Source organism: Actinomadura sp. NPDC049382 (genome assembly GCF_040677125.1).
Classification (GTDB): domain Bacteria; phylum Actinomycetota; class Actinomycetes; order Streptosporangiales; family Streptosporangiaceae; genus Spirillospora; species Spirillospora geliboluensis.
The window spans coordinates 1-15,921 of sequence record NZ_JBFARO010000166.1 but is presented as its reverse complement, the minus strand read 5'-3'; the positions used below and the strand labels follow the sequence as shown (position 1 = coordinate 15,921).

Sequence of the window (15,921 nt, the reverse complement as noted above, 5' to 3'; positions counted from 1 at the left end):
ATGGTACTGCATGGGAGACCGTGTGGGAGAGTAGGACGCCGCCGGACTCATATTGCAGGAAGGCCCCGCCGTTTTCGGCGGGGCCTTTCTCATTTGTGCGGAGGCTCTCATTTGTGCGGCGGCTCACTGGGTCACCTTCTCCAAGAACTTGTCCAGGTTGGCGTGGACCCGGGCGATCTTCTCGTCCAGAGTGAGCGACTCCTCCAGCCCGCCGCCCGCGACGGACTGCTTCTTGCCCCGGACGTACAGCGAGCAGTCGAGGTCGACGCACATGTACTGCCCGACGGAGTTGCCCTGGCGGCCGGCCTCGCCGCTCCGGCGCGCGGTCATCAGCGCGACGCCGCCGCCGGTGCGCGTGGTCAGGCACAGCGAGCACATGCTGCGCGCAGTGAAGCCGCGGGCCGCGCTGGGAGCCACCCGGAACGAGATGCCGATCGGACGCTCGTCGCGTTCGGCGATGAGGTAGGCGCGTCCGGGGGCACCGGGGTCCTGCCAGCCCAGGAAGTCCAGGTCGTCCCACGGCTGGTCGGCGAAGTCCTTGGGCAGGTCCAGGCGCTTCGCCTCGCCCTTGGAGGCGTTGACGAAGGACCTGCGGATGTCGTGTTCGGTCAGCGGTCTCATGGGCGGCGAGCGTAGTCTTCCTAATGCTATTAGGCAAATGCCTTGCTAGGGTAGGCTGGACGACGCACGGAGGAGGGCCCATGGTTCGCGCGGGAGTGACCGTCGAGCGGGTGACGCTGGCGGCGGCGGAGCTGGCCGACGAGGTCGGCTTCGACAAGGTGACCGTCGCCGCGGTCGCGCGCCGCTTCGGCGTGCGGGAGGCCAGCCTGTACTCGCACATCAAGAACGCCCACGACCTGAAGACCCGGGTCGCGCTGCTCGCGCTCGCCGAGCTCGCCGACGACGTCGCGGCCGCGGTGGCCGGACGCGCCGGCAAGGACGCCCTGGTGGCCTTCGCGAGCGCCTACCGGAGCTACGCCAAGCGGCACCCCGGCAGGTATGCGGCGGCCAGGATGGAACTCGACCCCGAGACGGCGCTCAAGAGCGCGGGTGTACGGCACGCGGAGATGACGCGCGCGATCCTGCGGGCCTACGCGCTGTCGGAACCCGACCAGACGGACGCCGTGCGGATGCTGGGCGCCGTGTTCCACGGCTACGTCAGCCTGGAGACCTCCGGCGCCTTCCAGCACACCCCGCGCGACGTGGACGCCTCCTGGGCCAGGACCTTGGACGCCCTCGACAGCGCCCTCCGGAACTGGCCCACAGCACCCGAAGCGCCCCCAGCCTCCTAGAAGTCGTCTCCTGCGAGGACGGTGTCGGCGTCGACGATGCGGTACGCGTAGCCCTGCTCGGCGAGGAAGCGCTGCCGGTGGGCGGCGTAGTCCTGGTCGAGGGTGTCGCGGGCGACGACGGCGTAGAAGCGGGCCCCGGCCCCGGACGCCTTGGGGCGCAGCAGCCGTCCCAGCCGCTGAGCCTCCTCCTGGCGCGACCCGTAGGCACCCGACACCTGGACGGCGACGGACGCCTCCGGCAGGTCGATCGAGAAGTTCGCGACCTTCGACACGACCAGGACGTCGATCTCGCCCGAGCGGAACGCGTCGAAGAGCCGCTCCCGCTCGCGGACCCTGGTCTCGCCCTTGATGACGGGGGCGTCCAGGAGCGCGCCGAGTTCGTCCAGCTGGTCGATGTACTGGCCGATGACGAGCGTCTGCTCGCCGCGGTGGCGGTCGACGAGCGCCTGGATGAGCTTGGTCTTGGTGTCGGTCGTGGCGCAGTAGCGGTACCGCTCCTCGGGCTCGGCGGTCGCGTAGGCGAGGCGCTCGGCGTCGGTGAGGGTGACGCGGACCTCGACGCAGTCGGCGGGCGCGATCCAACCCTGGGACTCCATGTCCTTCCAGGGCGCGTCGTAGCGCTTCGGCCCGATGAGGGAGAAGACGTCGCCCTCGCGGCCGTCCTCGCGGACGAGGGTGGCGGTGAGGCCGAGCCGGCGGCGGGCCTGCAGGTCGGCGGTCATCCGGAAGATCGGCGCGGGCAGCAGGTGCACTTCGTCGTAGACGACGAGGCCCCAGTCGCGGGCGTCGAAGAGCTCCAGGTGCGTGTAGACGCCCTTCCGGCGCGTCGTCATGATCTGGTAGGTGGCGATGGTGACCGGCCGGATCTCCTTCTTCGTGCCGGTGTACTCGCCGATCTCGTCCTCGGTGAGGGACGTGCGCCGCAGCAGCTCCTGCTTCCACTGGTGCGCGGACACGGTGTTGGTGACGAGGATGAGCGTGGTGGCCTGCGCGCGCGCCATGGCGGCGGCGCCGACGATCGTCTTTCCGGCGCCGCAGGGCAGGACGACGACGCCGGAGCCGCCATGCCAGAACGCCGACGCGGCCTCCTCCTGGTAGGAGCGGAGCTGCCAGCCGTCCTCGGCGAGGGAGATCGCGTGGGCCTCGCCGTCCACGTAGCCGGCGAGGTCCTCGGCGGGCCAGCCGAGCTTGAGCAGGGCCTGCTTGAGGGCGCCGCGCTCGCTCGGGTGGACGGCGACGGCGTCGTCCCCGACCCGGTCGCCGATCATGCCCTTGATCTTCTTGGCCCGCAGGACCTCCTCCAGCACCGACCGGTCGGAGGACGACAGGACGAGCCCGTGCAGGGGGTCCTTCTCCAGCCGGAGCCGCCCGTACCGCGCCATCGTGTCGGCGACGTCCACCAGGAGGGCGTGCGGGACGGGGTAGCGGGAGAAGCGCAGCAGCGTGTCGACGACCTGCTCGGCGTCGTGCCCGGCGGCGCGGGCGTTCCACAGCGCGAGCGGCGTCACCCGGTAGGTGTGGACGTGCTCGGGCGCCCGTTCCAGCTCGGCGAACGGGGCGATCTCCTTGCGGCAGGCGTCGGCCAACTCGTGGTCGACCTCCAGCAGCAGCGTCTTGTCGGACTGGACGATGAGCGGACCGTCGGACAAAGCAGCAGCCCTTCGTCGGGGTTCGATGATCGGTGCTCCGCGTTCGACCGCCGGGGCGCCGCAGCCGCACGCTACCCGAGCCGCGCCCCAGGATGGCGCGTTCCGAACCGGACCGCAGACTCTAACAACCCCCGCCGCCGCGTTTATTGCCTCAGCGGACGCGGCGCGTGCGGCGTTACTTCGACCGGCCGGCCGCGCCGGGCGCCGTGCGGTCTCGCGATCACGTCGTCCACATGCGGACGTTCAGGACGTCGCCCTGGACGGGCCCTGTTCCTAGATGCCGCCGGAGTCGTAGCCGGAGTCGCTGTTGACCATGACGATGACGTAGATGATGCCGAGGACGATGCCGCAGACGATGGACAGGGCGAACAGGACCCAGCCCGCGATCGTCAGCTTGCGGGCCGACTCGGGGTCGGTGTGGACGCGGCCCATCGCGAGCGCGGCGACGATCGCGCCGGGGATGGCCAGCAGGCCGCAGCACAGCACGACGCTGACGATGTTGCAGACCAGGCAGGCGGTCGTGTTGGCGTTGCTCTGCCGCTGGACGGGCACGCCGGGGGGACCGTAGGCGTAGCCGGGAGGCGGCTGGGCGCCGGGATACGGGGAACCGCTCCAGCCCTGGGACCCGGACCCGTAGGGGTCCTGCCAGCCGGGCGGGGTGCCGCCGTATCCGCTCACAGACGGCCTCCTCAACTCGCCGATGGGGCTCCAGACTAGGACGTCCGGACCCCGGCACGGGTTCCTTTTCGCGGCCGTAACACCCCGTCCATCCGTCCCGTCAGGGAAAGGGTGCTATGTGCCGGTCTCGTCGTCCAGTTCTGAGACGCCGGTGATGCGGTGGAGCGCGAAGCGGTGCACGGCGGCGCGGGTCGCGTCGTAGCCGGTGAGGAAGCCGCCCTCGACCCGGACGGGCGCCACGATGCGGCTGGACGCCTGGCCCTGCTGGTCGAGGTAGCCGATCCAGACGCGGCCGCCGCGCTCGACGGCGGCGCGGAGCCGCTCGATGGTGGCCATCGCGGGGGAGCGGGGCGGTTCCCCGCCGGGGGCCGCGGCCTGCCGGGCGGCCTGCTCGGCGCCGTGCCGGGACGCCTCGTCGCCCGCGCGCACCGCGCGCACGGCGGCGGCGATCATCGAGGCGTCGGTGCGGTCGTCCGGGCGCAGCCGGACGATCTCGGCGGTCGGCGGCGGGTCGGCGCGCTGCGCGTCCGGCCGGGTCACGATCACGCCGCCGCCGGGCGCCTCGGCGACCGGGGCGAGGCCCATCCCGCGCAGGCCGTCGAGCAGGTCGGCGCGCTGCAGCCCGGACGCGAGGACGGTCGGCGCGAGCCGGTGCAGCCGCAGCGGCTCGGCGCGCCGGTCGGCGAGGATCTCGTCGAGGGTGGCGGCGGAGTCGGTGCGGACGTAGGAGGACAGCGCCCCGACGCGCAGGTGCCCGTGCCGCCGCGCGACGTCGTCGATGAGGTAGGTGAGCGGCTGCGGCAGCGGCGTCGCCGAGTGCCGGGTCAGCAGGTCGGTGATGTCGGCGGCGGACCGGCCGGCGTCGAGGGCGCGGCGGATCGACTCGGGCGTGAACCGGTAGACGGTGGCGCCGCCGGTGGACTCGACGTCGGCGGCGAGCGCGAGCTCCCGGGCGAGGTCGGTGACGAGCGGACCCGGCGCGATCGCGGTCAGGTCGGCCTGGATGAGGATCTCGTCGACGGGCTCGGGAAGGTACTTCTCCAGGGCGGGCTCGGGGTCGTCGCCGGCGAGGAGGTCGCGGGCGAACGCGACCAGTTCCCCGAAGCCGGTGAGGCCGAGCGCGGCGGCCTCGCGCAGCGTCCAGCCGAGGAGCCGCTCGCGGGTCGGGCCGCCGCGGCGGGGCCGCAGCCAGGCGAGCCGGGTGCGCAGCGCGTCCTCGTCGACGGCGGCGCCGCGCCCGGCGCCGGCGAGGACCTCCAGGATCTCCCGGCGGGTGGCGGGGGCGCTGCTGCGCACCATCGCCTCGCTGAGCGCGTTGATCAGCCGGTCGCGGTCGTCGCGCTCCCCGGCGAGCCCGGCGACGCGGTCGGACTTCAGCCAGCCGCGGGCCAGCTCCGTCCAGCGGCCGGCGGTGTCGCGCATGAGCCACAGGTCGTAGGCGGGGGTGGGCAGCCACTCGCCGTCGAGGTCGCCGCTGCGGGTGAGCAGCCCGGCGGCGTAGGCGATCTCGACGAGCAGCGCCGCCTTCCACTCGGGGACGTCCAGCAGCGCCGCGGCGGCGCGCAGGTCGCGGACGGCGAGGCCGCCGCTGCGCAGCACCGGCGGCGGTTCCAGGCCCCAGCGCTCCAGCAGCTCCTCGATGAGCCGGACGGCGCCCGCCGCCTCGCCCGCGGCGGCGCGGACCACGACGTCCTCGCCGCGCGGCTCGCGCGCCGCGGCGGGCAGCGGCGGCGGTTCGGCGGGGACGTCCCGGAACAGCCGGCCGCCGCGCAGGTGCAGCGCGACCTCGCGGGGGAGCGTGACGGTGCGGTCGTCCTCGGCGGCGAGGAGGCCGCGGGCGAGCAGCCGCTCGATCGGCGTCGCCGCGGTGTCGACGCGGAGGGGGCGGCGCGCGTCGGCGACCCGTCCGAACGGCGGCCCCCAGGCGAGCTGGTCGAGGGCGGCCCGCGCGTCGGGCCCGGCGTCCTCGATGAGCGCGGCGGGGTCGGCGAGCAGCTCGGCGAGCCGGCGCAGCAGCCGGGCGGAGTCGGGGAAGCCGCGCGGAGCCGCGCCTTCGAGGTCGGTGATCAGGTCGGTGAGCCGCTCGGCCGGGTAGCCCGCGAAGACCTCCTGGACGGGCGGGCCGAGCCCCGCCGGGTGCGGCAGCCCCTGCCGGACGCCGGGCGCGGTGGCCGGTGCCTTCTCGCCCCAGACCAGCCCGTAGCGGCGCAACGTGCCGAGGGCGCGCTCTACCTGCGGGGGCGTCGCGTCGAGGGCGGCCGCGAGCGCGTCCGCGTCCGGCTCGGGCAGCACGAGGAGGGCTTCGAGGACGGCGAGGGTGAACCGGTCGAGCCGGTCGAGGGCGCGGGTGACCGCGGCGGGCGTCGCGGCGCGGGCGGCGAGCGCGGTCAGGTCGGCGGGGACGGGGGCGAGCAGTTCCGGACGCGCGGACAGCAGCGCACGAAGCTCGTCATCGCCTCGCGCGCGCAACCAGTCCGCATACGTGTCCATGCCGTTCCCCAACCTTATGTCGCGTGCACGCCGCTGGTACGCGGGTCCACAGGGTAGGAGCCCGCGGGGCGTGCCCGAAGCCGGCGAGGAACCAGGATGGCGCAGGTCAGGTGGCGGGTGTGCGCTCCAGGTGCACCAGCCCGAGACCGAGCCGCGCCCAGCTCTCCACGAACCGCTTCTCGTCGATGCGGGTCGGCGGCTCGTACATCGACTCGTTCGCCAGCCAGTAGTTCACCACGGCGCCGCCGAGGATCGAGGCGATCGCGGGCCAGTCCTCGCGCGCGCCCTCGAACTCGGGCTGCGCGGCCAGCCAGGTCGCGATCCCGTCGTAGAGCGGGTTGACGATGCCCTCGCGCATCTCCGCGACCAGGTTCGGGAACTGGTCGAGGTCGCGGAACAGCACCCGGATGAGGTCCTGCTCCTCGCGCATCTTCGCGAGCCCGGCCTGGCACGTCATCCGCAGCCGCACCTCCAGCGGCCGCTCCTCGTAGGCGGCGGCCTGGACGAGGACGTCGCTGATCTGGCGGCGGGTCCGCTCGATGTGCTCGCGGATGGCGGAGGCGAGCACCTCCTCCTTGGACCGGAAGTGCCGGTAGAGCCCGCCGGCGCCCGGGGACAGGCCCGCCGCGGCCTCGATCTCCGCGACCGACGTCGCCGTGTAGCCCCGGTCGGCGAAGAGCCGGAGCGACTCGGACACGATGCGCTCGCGCGTGGATGGCGTCATGGTGATGAATTCCTCCGCAAGAACACTAAGGCATGTTCGGCCCGCGGGCCGCCGCCTCCTCGCACGGCACGCCCGAACCGGTCGCGCCGCGCGCCCCGGCCGGTCGTACGGCGCACCCGAACCGGGTCGTGCGGCGCGCCCGAATCCGCGATGCTCCGCCTCCGCGGGCCGGGAGGACTAGAGTTCGTTGGCGCACGCCCCGTCGCCGGAAGGGGCGTCGCCCAGGAAAGGTCGACGATGTTCAAGTCTCCGCGGAAGGCGGTGGGCGGGGCCTTCCTGCCCGAGGACTTCGTGGTGCCCACGCTGGTGGCGGGGCCCGACTTCCAGATCCGCCCGATCACCGTGCACGACGTGGTGAAGGACTACGGCGCCGTGATCGGCAGCCTCGACCGGCTGGCCGGCCGGTTCGGCCCCGAGTGGGGGTGGCCCGACCACGAGTTCACCTTCGAGCAGGCCCTGATCGACGTCGCCTGGCTGCAGAAGGAGGGGCAGCTGCGGCGCTCGTTCAGCTACGTGGTGATCACGCCGGACGGGGAGCGGCAGCTCGGCCGCATCCATGTCGCGCCGTCCGACGACCCCGCCGCGGACGCCGTCGTGGTGTTCTGGGTCCGCGCGGACGAGGAGAACTCCGTCCTGGAGAAGGAGCTGGAGACGTTCGTCCGCCGGTGGGTGACGACGGCCTGGCCGTTCGACGAGGTCCGCTTCCCCGGCCGGGACTAGCCGGGCGCGCCGCCTCGGCCCGGCCTGGTCAGGCCAGGCGGCGGACGAGGCCGACCACGATCCGGCCGATCACCAGGTACACGGCGGCCGCCAGGCCGTAGTTGACCGCCACGTCCGCCTTGTGGTTCGCGGGCTGGAAGACGTCCTTGAACTGCCAGCACAGGTCGGTGGCCCGGTCGCCGAACCAGCGGACGATGTCGTTCGTCGTGTTCGCCTCGAACGCGACGAACACGATGTGCACGGCCAGGACCGCCACGACGACCGTGGTCACGACGGAGACGGCCGTGGCGAGCGCTCCGACGGCTCGCCGGCGGGCCCCGGCGGCGCGGGCCGTGAACGCGCGCCGCCGCGGCGGGGCGCGGTGCTCGCCGCCCGGCTCGGTGCGGGTGGTGGGGTCGTCTGCCATCTGCGGCCTCCTTCACCGGGGGGCTGTGCCGGGGGCGGCCGGCGGAGTGATCGTCCTTGGCGCCGGGGTGACGTGTTCGGGTGCTGCGTTTTCCCTGGTCAGCTGGTTTGTGGTCGGGGGGTCGGGTATATCGCCATCACGGTCCCGCGTTCTCCTACTCGGATCCCGTCGCATCGCCACTACCAGGAGAGCGCGGGTCCTCCCATGTGTCCAGCCCCTTACCCTGTGGGCGTGCTCGATCTCGAACCTCCCGCTTCGTCCGGCGCGTCCTTCACCGTCGGTTTCGACCTCGATCTGACCCTGGCCGACACGCGGGCCGCCATCGGCGCCGTGTACGCCGCCCTCGCCGCGGAGACGGGCGTCCCCATCGACACCGAGCAGGTGGTCGGGCGGATCGGGCCGCCGCTGGAGGAGGAGCTGGCCTACTGGTTCCCGGCGGACGAGGTGCCCGCGATGGCGGCCCGGTACCGGGCGATCTACCCGGATGTCGCGATCCCGGCGACCGGCCTCATGCCGGGCGCCGTCGCCGCGCTGGACGCCGTGCGCGCCCGGGGCGGGCGGGTGGTCGTCGTGTCGGGCAAGAACCAGGCCGACACCGAGCGCACCGTCCGGTTCCTCGGGCTGCGGGCGGACGCCGTGGTCGGCGGCCTGTTCGGCGCCGACAAGGGCACGGCGCTGCGCGCGCACGGCGCCGGCGCCTACATCGGGGACCACACCGGCGACGTGGACGCGGCGCGGGCCGCGTCGGCGGTGGCGGTGGCCGTCGCGACCGGTCCGTTCGACTCGGCGGCCCTCACCGCGTACGGCGCCGACGTCGTCCTGCCGGACCTGCTGGCGTTCCCGGGGTGGCTCGGCGGGTTCCGGACGGCCTGACACGGTCCTGACCAGCCCTGACCGGGGGCTGCGCGCGGCCCGATATTCGGGTGCCGTCCGCGGAGGTCCGGGATAGCGTCGGAGGCGTTGCCCCGTAGGCCTCTCCGGGGGTACCCGGCGTGTACACCGGCCCGCGGCGAGGCACTAATCTTGGGGGCGATTCAGGACGATTACCGAACGAGGTCTCCGGTGCCGACTGGCAAGGTCAAGTGGTACGACTCCGACAAGGGGTTCGGCTTCCTCACCCGCGACGACGGCGGGGAGGTCTTCGTGCACTCATCGGCGCTGCCGGGCGGCGTCACCACGCTCAGGCCGGGGCAGCGCATCGAGTTCGGCGTGGTCGAGGGGCGCCGCGGGCAGCAGGCCCTCCAGGTGCGGGTGCTGGAGTCGCTGCCGTCGGTGGAGAAGACCATCGCCAAGCAGCGGCGCAAGAAGCCGGACGAGATGGTCGTGATCACCGAGGACCTGATCAAGCTGCTGGACGGGATATCCAACACCTACCGGCGCGGCAAGCACCCGTCCCCGGCGGAGGCGAAGAAGATCGCCACCGTGCTGCGGGCGGTCGCCGACGACCTCTCTCCCTGAGGACGCCGGAAGGGCATGCGGTCAGGCGCGCATCTCCGGATGCGCGTCTTTGATCGTCGTGGTGGGCGCGGCCGCGTCCGGGCGGCGGCGGCCGCGGCGGTGCGTCCCGGCCTGCCGGGTCAGCAGCAGGCCGAAGGCCAGCGCGAGCGCCGCCGCGACGGTCGCGAGCGCGACCCGGCCGTCCGCGACGATCGACATGCCGAGGCCGAGCAGCCCGCCGAGCACCCAGCTGAGCTGGTGCAGCGTCTCCGACACCGCGAACGTGGACGAGCGCAGCTCCTCGCCGATCTCGCGCTGCACGACCGCGTCCATCGACAGCTTGCCGAGGACCTGGCCGAGACCGGCGGCGGTCGCCACGGCGAGGGCCGCCCACAGCCCGAAGAACGCGGCGCCCGCGGCGGTGACGCCGGTGACGGCGGCGAGCGTCGCCGACACGATGAGCCGGGGCGCCCGCGCCTTCATGTAGGCGCCGAGCGCGGTGCCGAGCAGCCCGCCCGCGCCCGCGCACGCGGCCAGCAGGCCGAGCGCGACATGGTGGGACACCGGGTCGAACCGCTCCTGCCGCAGCAGGAACGCCAGGTAGATGATCAGGAAGCCGGAGAAGGCGCGCAGCACCGCGTTCGCCTCCATCGCCTCCACGACGAGGGGCCCGACGCGGGGCAGCGCCCGCCAGCGCCGCGCGCCCTTTTCGGCCGGTTCCGGCCGCGGGGCCTCCTCGGGGACGTCGACGTGCCCCGGCAGCCGCATGGTGAACAGCACGCCGAGCAGGAACACGGCCGTGCCGATGCGCAGCACCCAGGCCGGCCCGATGAGCAGGGCGAGCCCCGCCGCGGCCGGCGCGGTCACCGACGCCGTGATCAGCCCGGCGAACGAGGCGCGCGCGTTCGCCGTCACCAGCGTGATCTCGTCCGGCAGGACGCGCGGGGTGACCGACGCGCGCAGCACCCCGAACGCCTTCGACAGCACCAGCACGCCGAACGCGGCGGGCAGGAAGGTGACCTGGTCGCCGTGCGGGAGCGCGCTCGCCATCGCCCAGCACAGCAGCGCCCGCATCACGAACGTGCTGGCGATCGCGTAGCGGCGGACGTGCCTGGCCCGGTCCAGCGCGGGGCCGATCAGCGGGGCGACGAGCGCGAACGGCGCCATCGTGACGACGAGGTAGAGGGCGATCTGGCCGCGCGCCTGGTTGACGTCCAGGCCGAAGAACAGCGTCCCCGCCAGCGCGACCGTGACCATGGCGTCGCCCGCGGAGTTGATCGCGGACGCCTCGATCAGGCTGCCGAGGCCGCTGCGCCCGGCGCCCTGCGCGTGGGTGACGCGGCGGGTGAGCCGGCCCGTGCCGAGGACGGCCGAGCGCACGCCGCGGCCGGCGCGCGCCGCACCCCCGGTGACGGCGCGCAGGCTCCGTCCGGCCCTCGTCCCGTCCGCCATGCGCCCTGATCTCTCCCAGCGGCCGCGCCGGCTCGGCACCGGGGACGGCCATCGGAGTCGTTCGATTGAGGGTACGTTCCCCGCTGGAATGCGGGCTCACCCCACCGATTCGGCGGGCCCGGGCCGCCGCCCGCCTCCGGACGGTGCCCGGCCACGTCCTCCCATGGGCGAGAATTGAGGTGTGAGCCCACAGCGCCAGACCAGCCCCGCGCGTCCCGCCGCCGCGCGCACCACGTCCGGGCCCGCCCGCCGGACCCGCACACCCGCCGTCGACACCGCCTGCGCCGAGGCCGTCGACCTCGCCCGCGAGGCCGCCGAGGACACCGCCGGCGCCGCGCAGGTCGGCGAGCACCTCGGCCTGCGCCCCGAGGCCGACCGGGTGGTCACGCACTACTTCACGTGCCTCGACCCCGCCTACCGGGGCTGGCGCTGGGCGGTCACCGTGGCCCGCGCGTCCCGCGCGAAGAACGTCACGGTCAGCGAGTGCGTGCTGCTGCCCGGCGACGACGCGCTGCTGGCGCCGCCGTGGGTGCCGTGGCTGGAGCGGCTGCGCCCCGGCGACCTCGGCCCCGGCGACCTGCTGCCGACGGCCCCCGACGACGTCCGGCTCGCGCCCGGGTTCACCCAGGTCGACGACTCCACCGACCGCGAGGCCCAGTGGGAGCTCGGCCTCGGCCGCGTCCGGGTGCTGTCGCGGGAGGGCCGGGACGAGGCCGCGACCCGCTGGTACGAGGGCGTCGCGGGGCCCCGCGCGCCCATCGCCGCGTCCGCGCCCGCGCAGTGCTCCACCTGCGGCTTCTTCGTCGGGCTCGCGGGCGAGCTGCGGCAGGTGTTCGGGGTCTGCGCGAACGAGTACGCGCCGGACGACGGCCGCGTGGTCTCCGCCGATCACGGCTGCGGCGCGCACTCCGAGGCGGTCTCCATCCCGGCGGCGTCCGAGCACAACCCGCCGGTGATCGACGAGCTCGGGTACGAGGTCATCCCCGCCGGTGACGAGGACACCGCCTCCCTGGACGACGAGGCCCTCGGCCACAGCTGACCATGCCGGACACTCCGGATGATCTCCATGCCCGGGCCCTTCGCGAACGTGTGCTGAGGGCTTGGGCGGAGTCCCCGGCGCGCTTCCGTGAGGACGCCAACGCCGAAGAGGACTACGCCCTGGGCGGCTACCGCGACCGCGCGGTCATCGAGCTCGCCCAGAACGCCGCCGACGCCGCGCTGCGCGCCGGTGTGCCCGGCCGTCTCCGGCTGGCCCTGCGGACGTCGCCGTCCGGGAGTGTCCTGACCGCCGCCAACACGGGGGCGCCGCTGGACGCGGAGGGCGCCGAGGCGCTGTCCACGCTCCGCGCCTCGTCCAAGCGGGACGAGACGGCCGCGACGGGGCGCTTCGGCGTGGGGTTCGCCGCCGTGGTCGCCGTGTCGGACGCGCCGTCCATCGCCTCGGCGCGTCCCGTCCCGGTGGGGGTCGAATGGTCGCGGGAGCGGGCTCGGGCCCTGGTGGAGGCGGTGCCCGCGCTCGCCGAGGAGGCCGCGCGGCGGGGCGGTCATGTGCCGCTCCTGCGGCTGCCGTTCACGCTGGACGAGGTGCCGGACGTCCCGGACGGGTTCGACACCCTGGTGCGGCTGCCGCTGCTGGAGGACGCGGTCGAGTCCGTCCGGCGCCAGCTGGGGCAGGTGGGGGCGGCGCTGATGCTGGCCTTGCCGGCGCTGGCGCGCGTTGAGATCGACGTTGACGGTGATGTGCGCGAACTGGTCGCCGAGCGGCGTCCGGGTGGCGAGGTCGTCATCAACGGCGGCGTGTGGCGGACGGCCGAGGCGCATGGGGAGATCCCGGGCGAGCTTCTGGCGGACCGTCCCGTGGAGGAACGGGCGCGTCCGTTCTGGCAGGTGCGGTGGGCCCTGCCGGAGGACGGCCTGCCCGAGGGCATGCCGCCGGTGGTGCACGCCCCCACGCCCAGCGACGAGCGGCTGGATCTGCCCGCTCTGCTCATCGCGTCGTTCCCGCTCGCCCCTGACCGGCGGCACGTCGCGCCAGGGCCGCTGACCGAGTACCTCGCGGAGCGGGCCGCCGAGACCTACGTGCGGCTCCTCACCGGCCTGCCGGTGTCGCCGGGCGTGCTCGGCCTCGTGCCGGGGCCGGTGGGCGCCGGGGAGCTCGACGCGCGGATCCGGCGCGGGATCCGGGAGCGGCTGCCCGAGGCGCCCGTGCTGCCGCACGGGACGCGCGGCCGGGACGCGATCGCGATCGACGCGCCCGCGCCGTTCGTCGGGCTGCTCGCGGCGGACGCCGTGGTCGGCGGGCTGCTGCCGGCGGAGTGGCCGCCGCGGAGCCCGGCGCTGGCGGCGCTCGGGGTCCGCCGGGTCGAGCTGGCCGACGTGATCGATGAGCTGGCCGCTGTGGACCGGGAACCGGCGTGGTGGCACCGGGTGTACGAGGCGCTCGGCGGGGCCGCCACGGACGCGCTGGGCGCCCTGCCGGTGCCGCTGGCGGGCGCGGAGCCCCGGCTGGTGCGCGGGCCGCGCGGGCTGCTGATCGCGGACGGCGTCGACCCGGCCGGGCTGGACGCGCTCGGGCTGCGGTTCGTCCACCCGGAGGCCGTGCATCCGCTGCTGTCCCGGCTCGGGGCGGTCGAGGCGGGCCCGCGCGCGGTGCTGGGCGACCCGGCCGTCCGGGTGGCCGTCGAGGAGTCGTTCGACGCCGACGACCCGGACGCGGTCGCCGAGGCCGTGCTGGGTCTGGTGGGGCCCGCGCACATCGACCCCGGTGACGAGCCCTGGCTGGCCGAACTCGCCCTCCCGGGCGACGACGGCGACCTCTACCCGGCCGGTGAGCTCCTCCTGCCGGAGAGCCCGCTGCGCAGCCTCATGGCCGACGACGCGCCGTTCGGCGTCGTGGACGGCGACCTCCTGGAGAAGTGGGGCGCCGAGACCCTCACCGCCGTCGGCGTCCTGGACGGCTTCGCCCTCGCCAAGAGCGAGGACGTGAACCTCATGGGGCTCGCCGACGAGGCCGAGACCCTCCACCTGGACGACGAGGACCTGTGGGCCGACGACGCCCTCCGGCGCATCGGCCCGCAAGACCTCCCACCGCTCGTGCCGGAGTTCACGGCCGTCCGCGACCTGGAACTCGTCGCCGACTGGGCGGCGGCGCTCAAGGTCTTGGCCGGGCCTCCGTGGCGGGCCGCGATCGTTGACCCCGCCCATGTCACCTTGCACAACGGCAGGCGCGTGGCCGTCCCGTCGTACACGGCGTGGTGGCTGGGACGGCACCCGGTCTTGGACGGCCGTAGACCCGGCGAGTTCCGCCTGCCTGGCGACGACTCGCTGACAGGGCTTTACGACGTCGCACCAGACGGATTCGACGAGCGGCTGCTGCTCGCCTTGGGCGTCCGCACGTCACTTGAAGAGCTGCTAGAGGAGCCAGGCGGAGCCCAGGAGCTGCTCGACCGGCTCGGTGACCCCGACCGGTCCGTGACCCGCGCCCGTCTGGCCAGCCTCTGGACGACCCTGGCGGACACCCCCGAAGTGGACATCGAGCCACCCGACCGTCTACGCGCCATCGTGGACGGCGAGGTCGAGCTTGTGGACGCGGGCGACGCCCTCGTCCTGGACAGCCCCGACCTCCTGCCCCTCCTGCAAGGGCAGCCGCTCATCATCGCCGCCCAGGGACGCGACGCCGCGCTGGCCGAACTCCTGGACCTCCCGCTGGCGGGCGACGAGATCCCGGGCGAGGTTGAGTCGCACGGCGAGAAACGCCCCGTCCCGACCGCCGTCAGGGCCGTCCTACCGGACGCCCCGGCCGATTACCTCGTGCATGAACGCCTCACCGTGGACGGCCAGGACGTCCCCTGGTGGACGCGTGACGGCGAGATCCATGCGAGCGACGTGCACGGCCTGGCGCGGGCGCTCGCCTGGTCCACCGGCAACTGGGCGGACCGGCTGCTGATCGAGGCCGTCCTGCGCGACCCCGCGGCGGTGCCGGCCCTCCTGGCCGAGGCCGACCTGGAGCCCTAGCCGGCGCTCTCCCGCTCCTCGTCCGCCGCCGCGGCCCGCCGCTCGGCGCGCTCGGCCTCCTGCCGGGCGCGCCCCGCCTGCAGCCGGGGCGTGTACCACATGGCGAACAGGCCGATCCCGATGCCGGTGCAGCACACCCACAGCCACCACCGGTCCTCGGACGGCAGCCCGACGATGAGCAGCACCACGAGCGCGATCGCCCAGGCGCCGGTGCCCGCCGCCGCGATCCGGACGTCGTTGGTCTGCATCGGCGGGGGATCCGGGAGGCGGGTGCGGCTCATGGGTTCAGGCTACTGGGTGCGGGCTTCGCGGCCCCGGCCGCGCCGTCCTCCGCCGACCGCGGTGATGTGGGCCGACCTGCGGCGTGGCAGCATGGGCAGCAGACCCGGGAGAGCGAACACGATGACAACCCCACCGATCCGGGGCCGCACGGCGTCCGCGCCGGGGCTGGCCGAGGAGCTGCGCATCTCGATCGCGCGGCTCACCCGCCGCCTGCGCACGCTGCGCCCGCCCGCGGCGGGCGACGGCGGCCGTCCGCTGTCGCTCACGCAGTTCGCCGCGCTCGCCGCCATCGAGCGGCACGGGTCGATGACGCCGCGCGAGCTGGCCGACCACGAGAAGGTCCAGCCGCCCTCGATGACCCGCGTGATCGCCTACCTGGAGGAGCGGGGGCTCGTCGCCCGCCGCCCGCACCCGACCGACGGCCGCCAGGTCGTGCTGAACGCCACCGAGGCGGGCGCCGCCCTTCTCGCCGACGAGCGCCGCCGCAAGGAGGCGTGGCTCGCCCGCCGCCTCGCGGAGCTGACCGACGAGGAGCGCGAGACCCTCCGCCGCGCCGCCCCGATCATCGACCGCCTCAGCCGCTCCTAGCCCGTCTCCGCGCCCGCCCTTGCCGGAATAACAACGCTGGGATTAACGTTAGCTTTGGTAATGACTTCTGCTAACGAAAGCCCCGATGAACCGGAGGGGACCGCGACGCGCGGCCCGCACGGCCGCCGCCGCGCGCACCCCGCCCGCCCGGTGACCCCCGCGTCCCCCAAGACCGCGGCGCCGGCCCGC

At 74.4% G+C, this 15,921-nt stretch carries 15 protein-coding genes; 7 read left to right on the top strand and 8 right to left on the bottom strand.

Annotated features, from left to right (window positions below):
• Nucleotides 1-123: 123 nt before the first annotated feature.
• Nucleotides 124-621, bottom strand: coding sequence for an FBP domain-containing protein (locus tag AB0K34_RS42620; RefSeq protein ID WP_138638992.1), 498 nt, complete (start codon nt 619-621; stop codon nt 124-126).
• Between the two features lie 80 nt (nt 622-701).
• Here AB0K34_RS42620 and AB0K34_RS42615 point away from each other — a divergent pair, with 80 nt between their 5' ends.
• The gene (locus tag AB0K34_RS42615; RefSeq protein ID WP_364554337.1) at nt 702-1,292 is read left to right on the top strand and encodes a WHG domain-containing protein; all 591 of its coding nucleotides are present in this window, start codon (nt 702-704) and stop codon (nt 1,290-1,292) included.
• Here AB0K34_RS42615 and AB0K34_RS42610 read toward each other — a convergent pair.
• The 4 genes from AB0K34_RS42610 to AB0K34_RS42595 form a co-directional block, all read right to left on the bottom strand.
• On the bottom strand, nt 1,289-2,941 hold the full coding sequence (locus tag AB0K34_RS42610; protein ID WP_364554336.1) for a DNA repair helicase XPB: 1,653 nt from the start codon (nt 2,939-2,941) through the stop codon (nt 1,289-1,291). The genes AB0K34_RS42615 and AB0K34_RS42610 overlap by 4 nt on opposite strands.
• Before the next feature lie 273 nt (nt 2,942-3,214).
• Complete coding sequence (locus AB0K34_RS42605) at nt 3,215-3,619, bottom strand: hypothetical protein (RefSeq protein WP_138638989.1); 405 nt, start codon at nt 3,617-3,619, stop codon at nt 3,215-3,217.
• Between the two features lie 114 nt (nt 3,620-3,733).
• Nucleotides 3,734-6,109: a helicase-associated domain-containing protein gene (locus AB0K34_RS42600; RefSeq protein WP_301175545.1), complete on the bottom strand. Its 2,376-nt coding sequence runs from the start codon at nt 6,107-6,109 to the stop codon at nt 3,734-3,736.
• Between the two features lie 106 nt (nt 6,110-6,215).
• Nucleotides 6,216-6,833, bottom strand: a complete 618-nt coding sequence (locus AB0K34_RS42595; RefSeq protein WP_171069226.1) for a TetR/AcrR family transcriptional regulator — start codon at nt 6,831-6,833, stop codon at nt 6,216-6,218.
• Between the two features lie 237 nt (nt 6,834-7,070).
• Here AB0K34_RS42595 and AB0K34_RS42590 point away from each other — a divergent pair, with 237 nt between their 5' ends.
• Nucleotides 7,071-7,553: a GNAT family N-acetyltransferase gene (locus tag AB0K34_RS42590; protein ID WP_240808174.1), complete on the top strand. Its 483-nt coding sequence runs from the start codon at nt 7,071-7,073 to the stop codon at nt 7,551-7,553.
• 28 nt (nt 7,554-7,581) lie between these two features.
• Here the strand turns inward: AB0K34_RS42590 and AB0K34_RS42585 are convergent, their stop codons facing one another.
• A complete protein-coding gene (locus AB0K34_RS42585; RefSeq protein ID WP_364554335.1) occupies nt 7,582-7,959 on the bottom strand; it encodes a hypothetical protein in 378 nt (125 codons plus the stop codon).
• Between the two features lie 231 nt (nt 7,960-8,190).
• Here AB0K34_RS42585 and AB0K34_RS42580 point away from each other — a divergent pair, with 231 nt between their 5' ends.
• A complete protein-coding gene (locus AB0K34_RS42580; protein ID WP_138638986.1) occupies nt 8,191-8,832 on the top strand; it encodes an HAD hydrolase-like protein in 642 nt (213 codons plus the stop codon).
• Nucleotides 8,833-9,021: 189 nt separating this feature from the next.
• On the top strand, nt 9,022-9,417 hold the full coding sequence (locus AB0K34_RS42575; protein WP_138638985.1) for a cold-shock protein: 396 nt from the start codon (nt 9,022-9,024) through the stop codon (nt 9,415-9,417).
• A gap of 21 nt (nt 9,418-9,438) precedes the next feature.
• On the opposite strand, the gene AB0K34_RS42570 is transcribed toward AB0K34_RS42575, so the two are convergent.
• Entirely contained in the window at nt 9,439-10,848 is a 1,410-nt protein-coding gene (locus AB0K34_RS42570) for an MFS transporter (RefSeq protein WP_364554334.1), read from the bottom strand.
• A gap of 181 nt (nt 10,849-11,029) precedes the next feature.
• Between AB0K34_RS42570 and AB0K34_RS42565 the strand changes: the two genes are divergently transcribed.
• Together AB0K34_RS42565 and AB0K34_RS42560 are read left to right on the top strand one after the other, a co-directional pair.
• A complete protein-coding gene (locus AB0K34_RS42565) occupies nt 11,030-11,887 on the top strand; it encodes a DUF3027 domain-containing protein (protein WP_364554333.1) in 858 nt (285 codons plus the stop codon).
• A gap of 2 nt (nt 11,888-11,889) precedes the next feature.
• A complete protein-coding gene (locus tag AB0K34_RS42560; RefSeq protein ID WP_364554332.1) occupies nt 11,890-14,862 on the top strand; it encodes a hypothetical protein in 2,973 nt (990 codons plus the stop codon).
• Here AB0K34_RS42560 and AB0K34_RS42555 read toward each other — a convergent pair.
• A complete protein-coding gene (locus AB0K34_RS42555; RefSeq protein WP_138638982.1) occupies nt 14,859-15,143 on the bottom strand; it encodes a DUF2530 domain-containing protein in 285 nt (94 codons plus the stop codon). The genes AB0K34_RS42560 and AB0K34_RS42555 overlap by 4 nt on opposite strands.
• A gap of 121 nt (nt 15,144-15,264) precedes the next feature.
• On the opposite strand from AB0K34_RS42555, the gene AB0K34_RS42550 reads away from it, so the two are divergent.
• On the top strand, nt 15,265-15,732 hold the full coding sequence (locus AB0K34_RS42550; RefSeq protein ID WP_138638981.1) for a MarR family transcriptional regulator: 468 nt from the start codon (nt 15,265-15,267) through the stop codon (nt 15,730-15,732).
• The last annotated feature ends 189 nt before the right edge of the window (nt 15,733-15,921 follow it).

Bases quoted from the DNA above. Each gene is read 5' to 3' on its own strand.
- AB0K34_RS42555 (WP_138638982.1), bottom strand. From the start codon at position 15,143: ATGAGCCGCACCCGCCTCCCGGATCCCCCGCCGATGCAGACCAACGAC.
- AB0K34_RS42590 (WP_240808174.1), top strand. From the start codon at position 7,071: ATGTTCAAGTCTCCGCGGAAGGCGGTGGGCGGGGCCTTCCTGCCCGAG.
- AB0K34_RS42600 (WP_301175545.1), bottom strand. From the start codon at position 6,109: ATGGACACGTATGCGGACTGGTTGCGCGCGCGAGGCGATGACGAGCTT.
- AB0K34_RS42620 (WP_138638992.1), bottom strand. From the start codon at position 621: ATGAGACCGCTGACCGAACACGACATCCGCAGGTCCTTCGTCAACGCC.
- AB0K34_RS42560 (WP_364554332.1), top strand. From the start codon at position 11,890: ATGCCGGACACTCCGGATGATCTCCATGCCCGGGCCCTTCGCGAACGT.
- AB0K34_RS42615 (WP_364554337.1), top strand. From the start codon at position 702: ATGGTTCGCGCGGGAGTGACCGTCGAGCGGGTGACGCTGGCGGCGGCG.
- AB0K34_RS42595 (WP_171069226.1), bottom strand. From the start codon at position 6,833: ATGACGCCATCCACGCGCGAGCGCATCGTGTCCGAGTCGCTCCGGCTC.
- AB0K34_RS42550 (WP_138638981.1), top strand. From the start codon at position 15,265: ATGACAACCCCACCGATCCGGGGCCGCACGGCGTCCGCGCCGGGGCTG.
- AB0K34_RS42585 (WP_364554335.1), bottom strand. From the start codon at position 7,959: ATGGCAGACGACCCCACCACCCGCACCGAGCCGGGCGGCGAGCACCGC.
- AB0K34_RS42570 (WP_364554334.1), bottom strand. From the start codon at position 10,848: ATGGCGGACGGGACGAGGGCCGGACGGAGCCTGCGCGCCGTCACCGGG.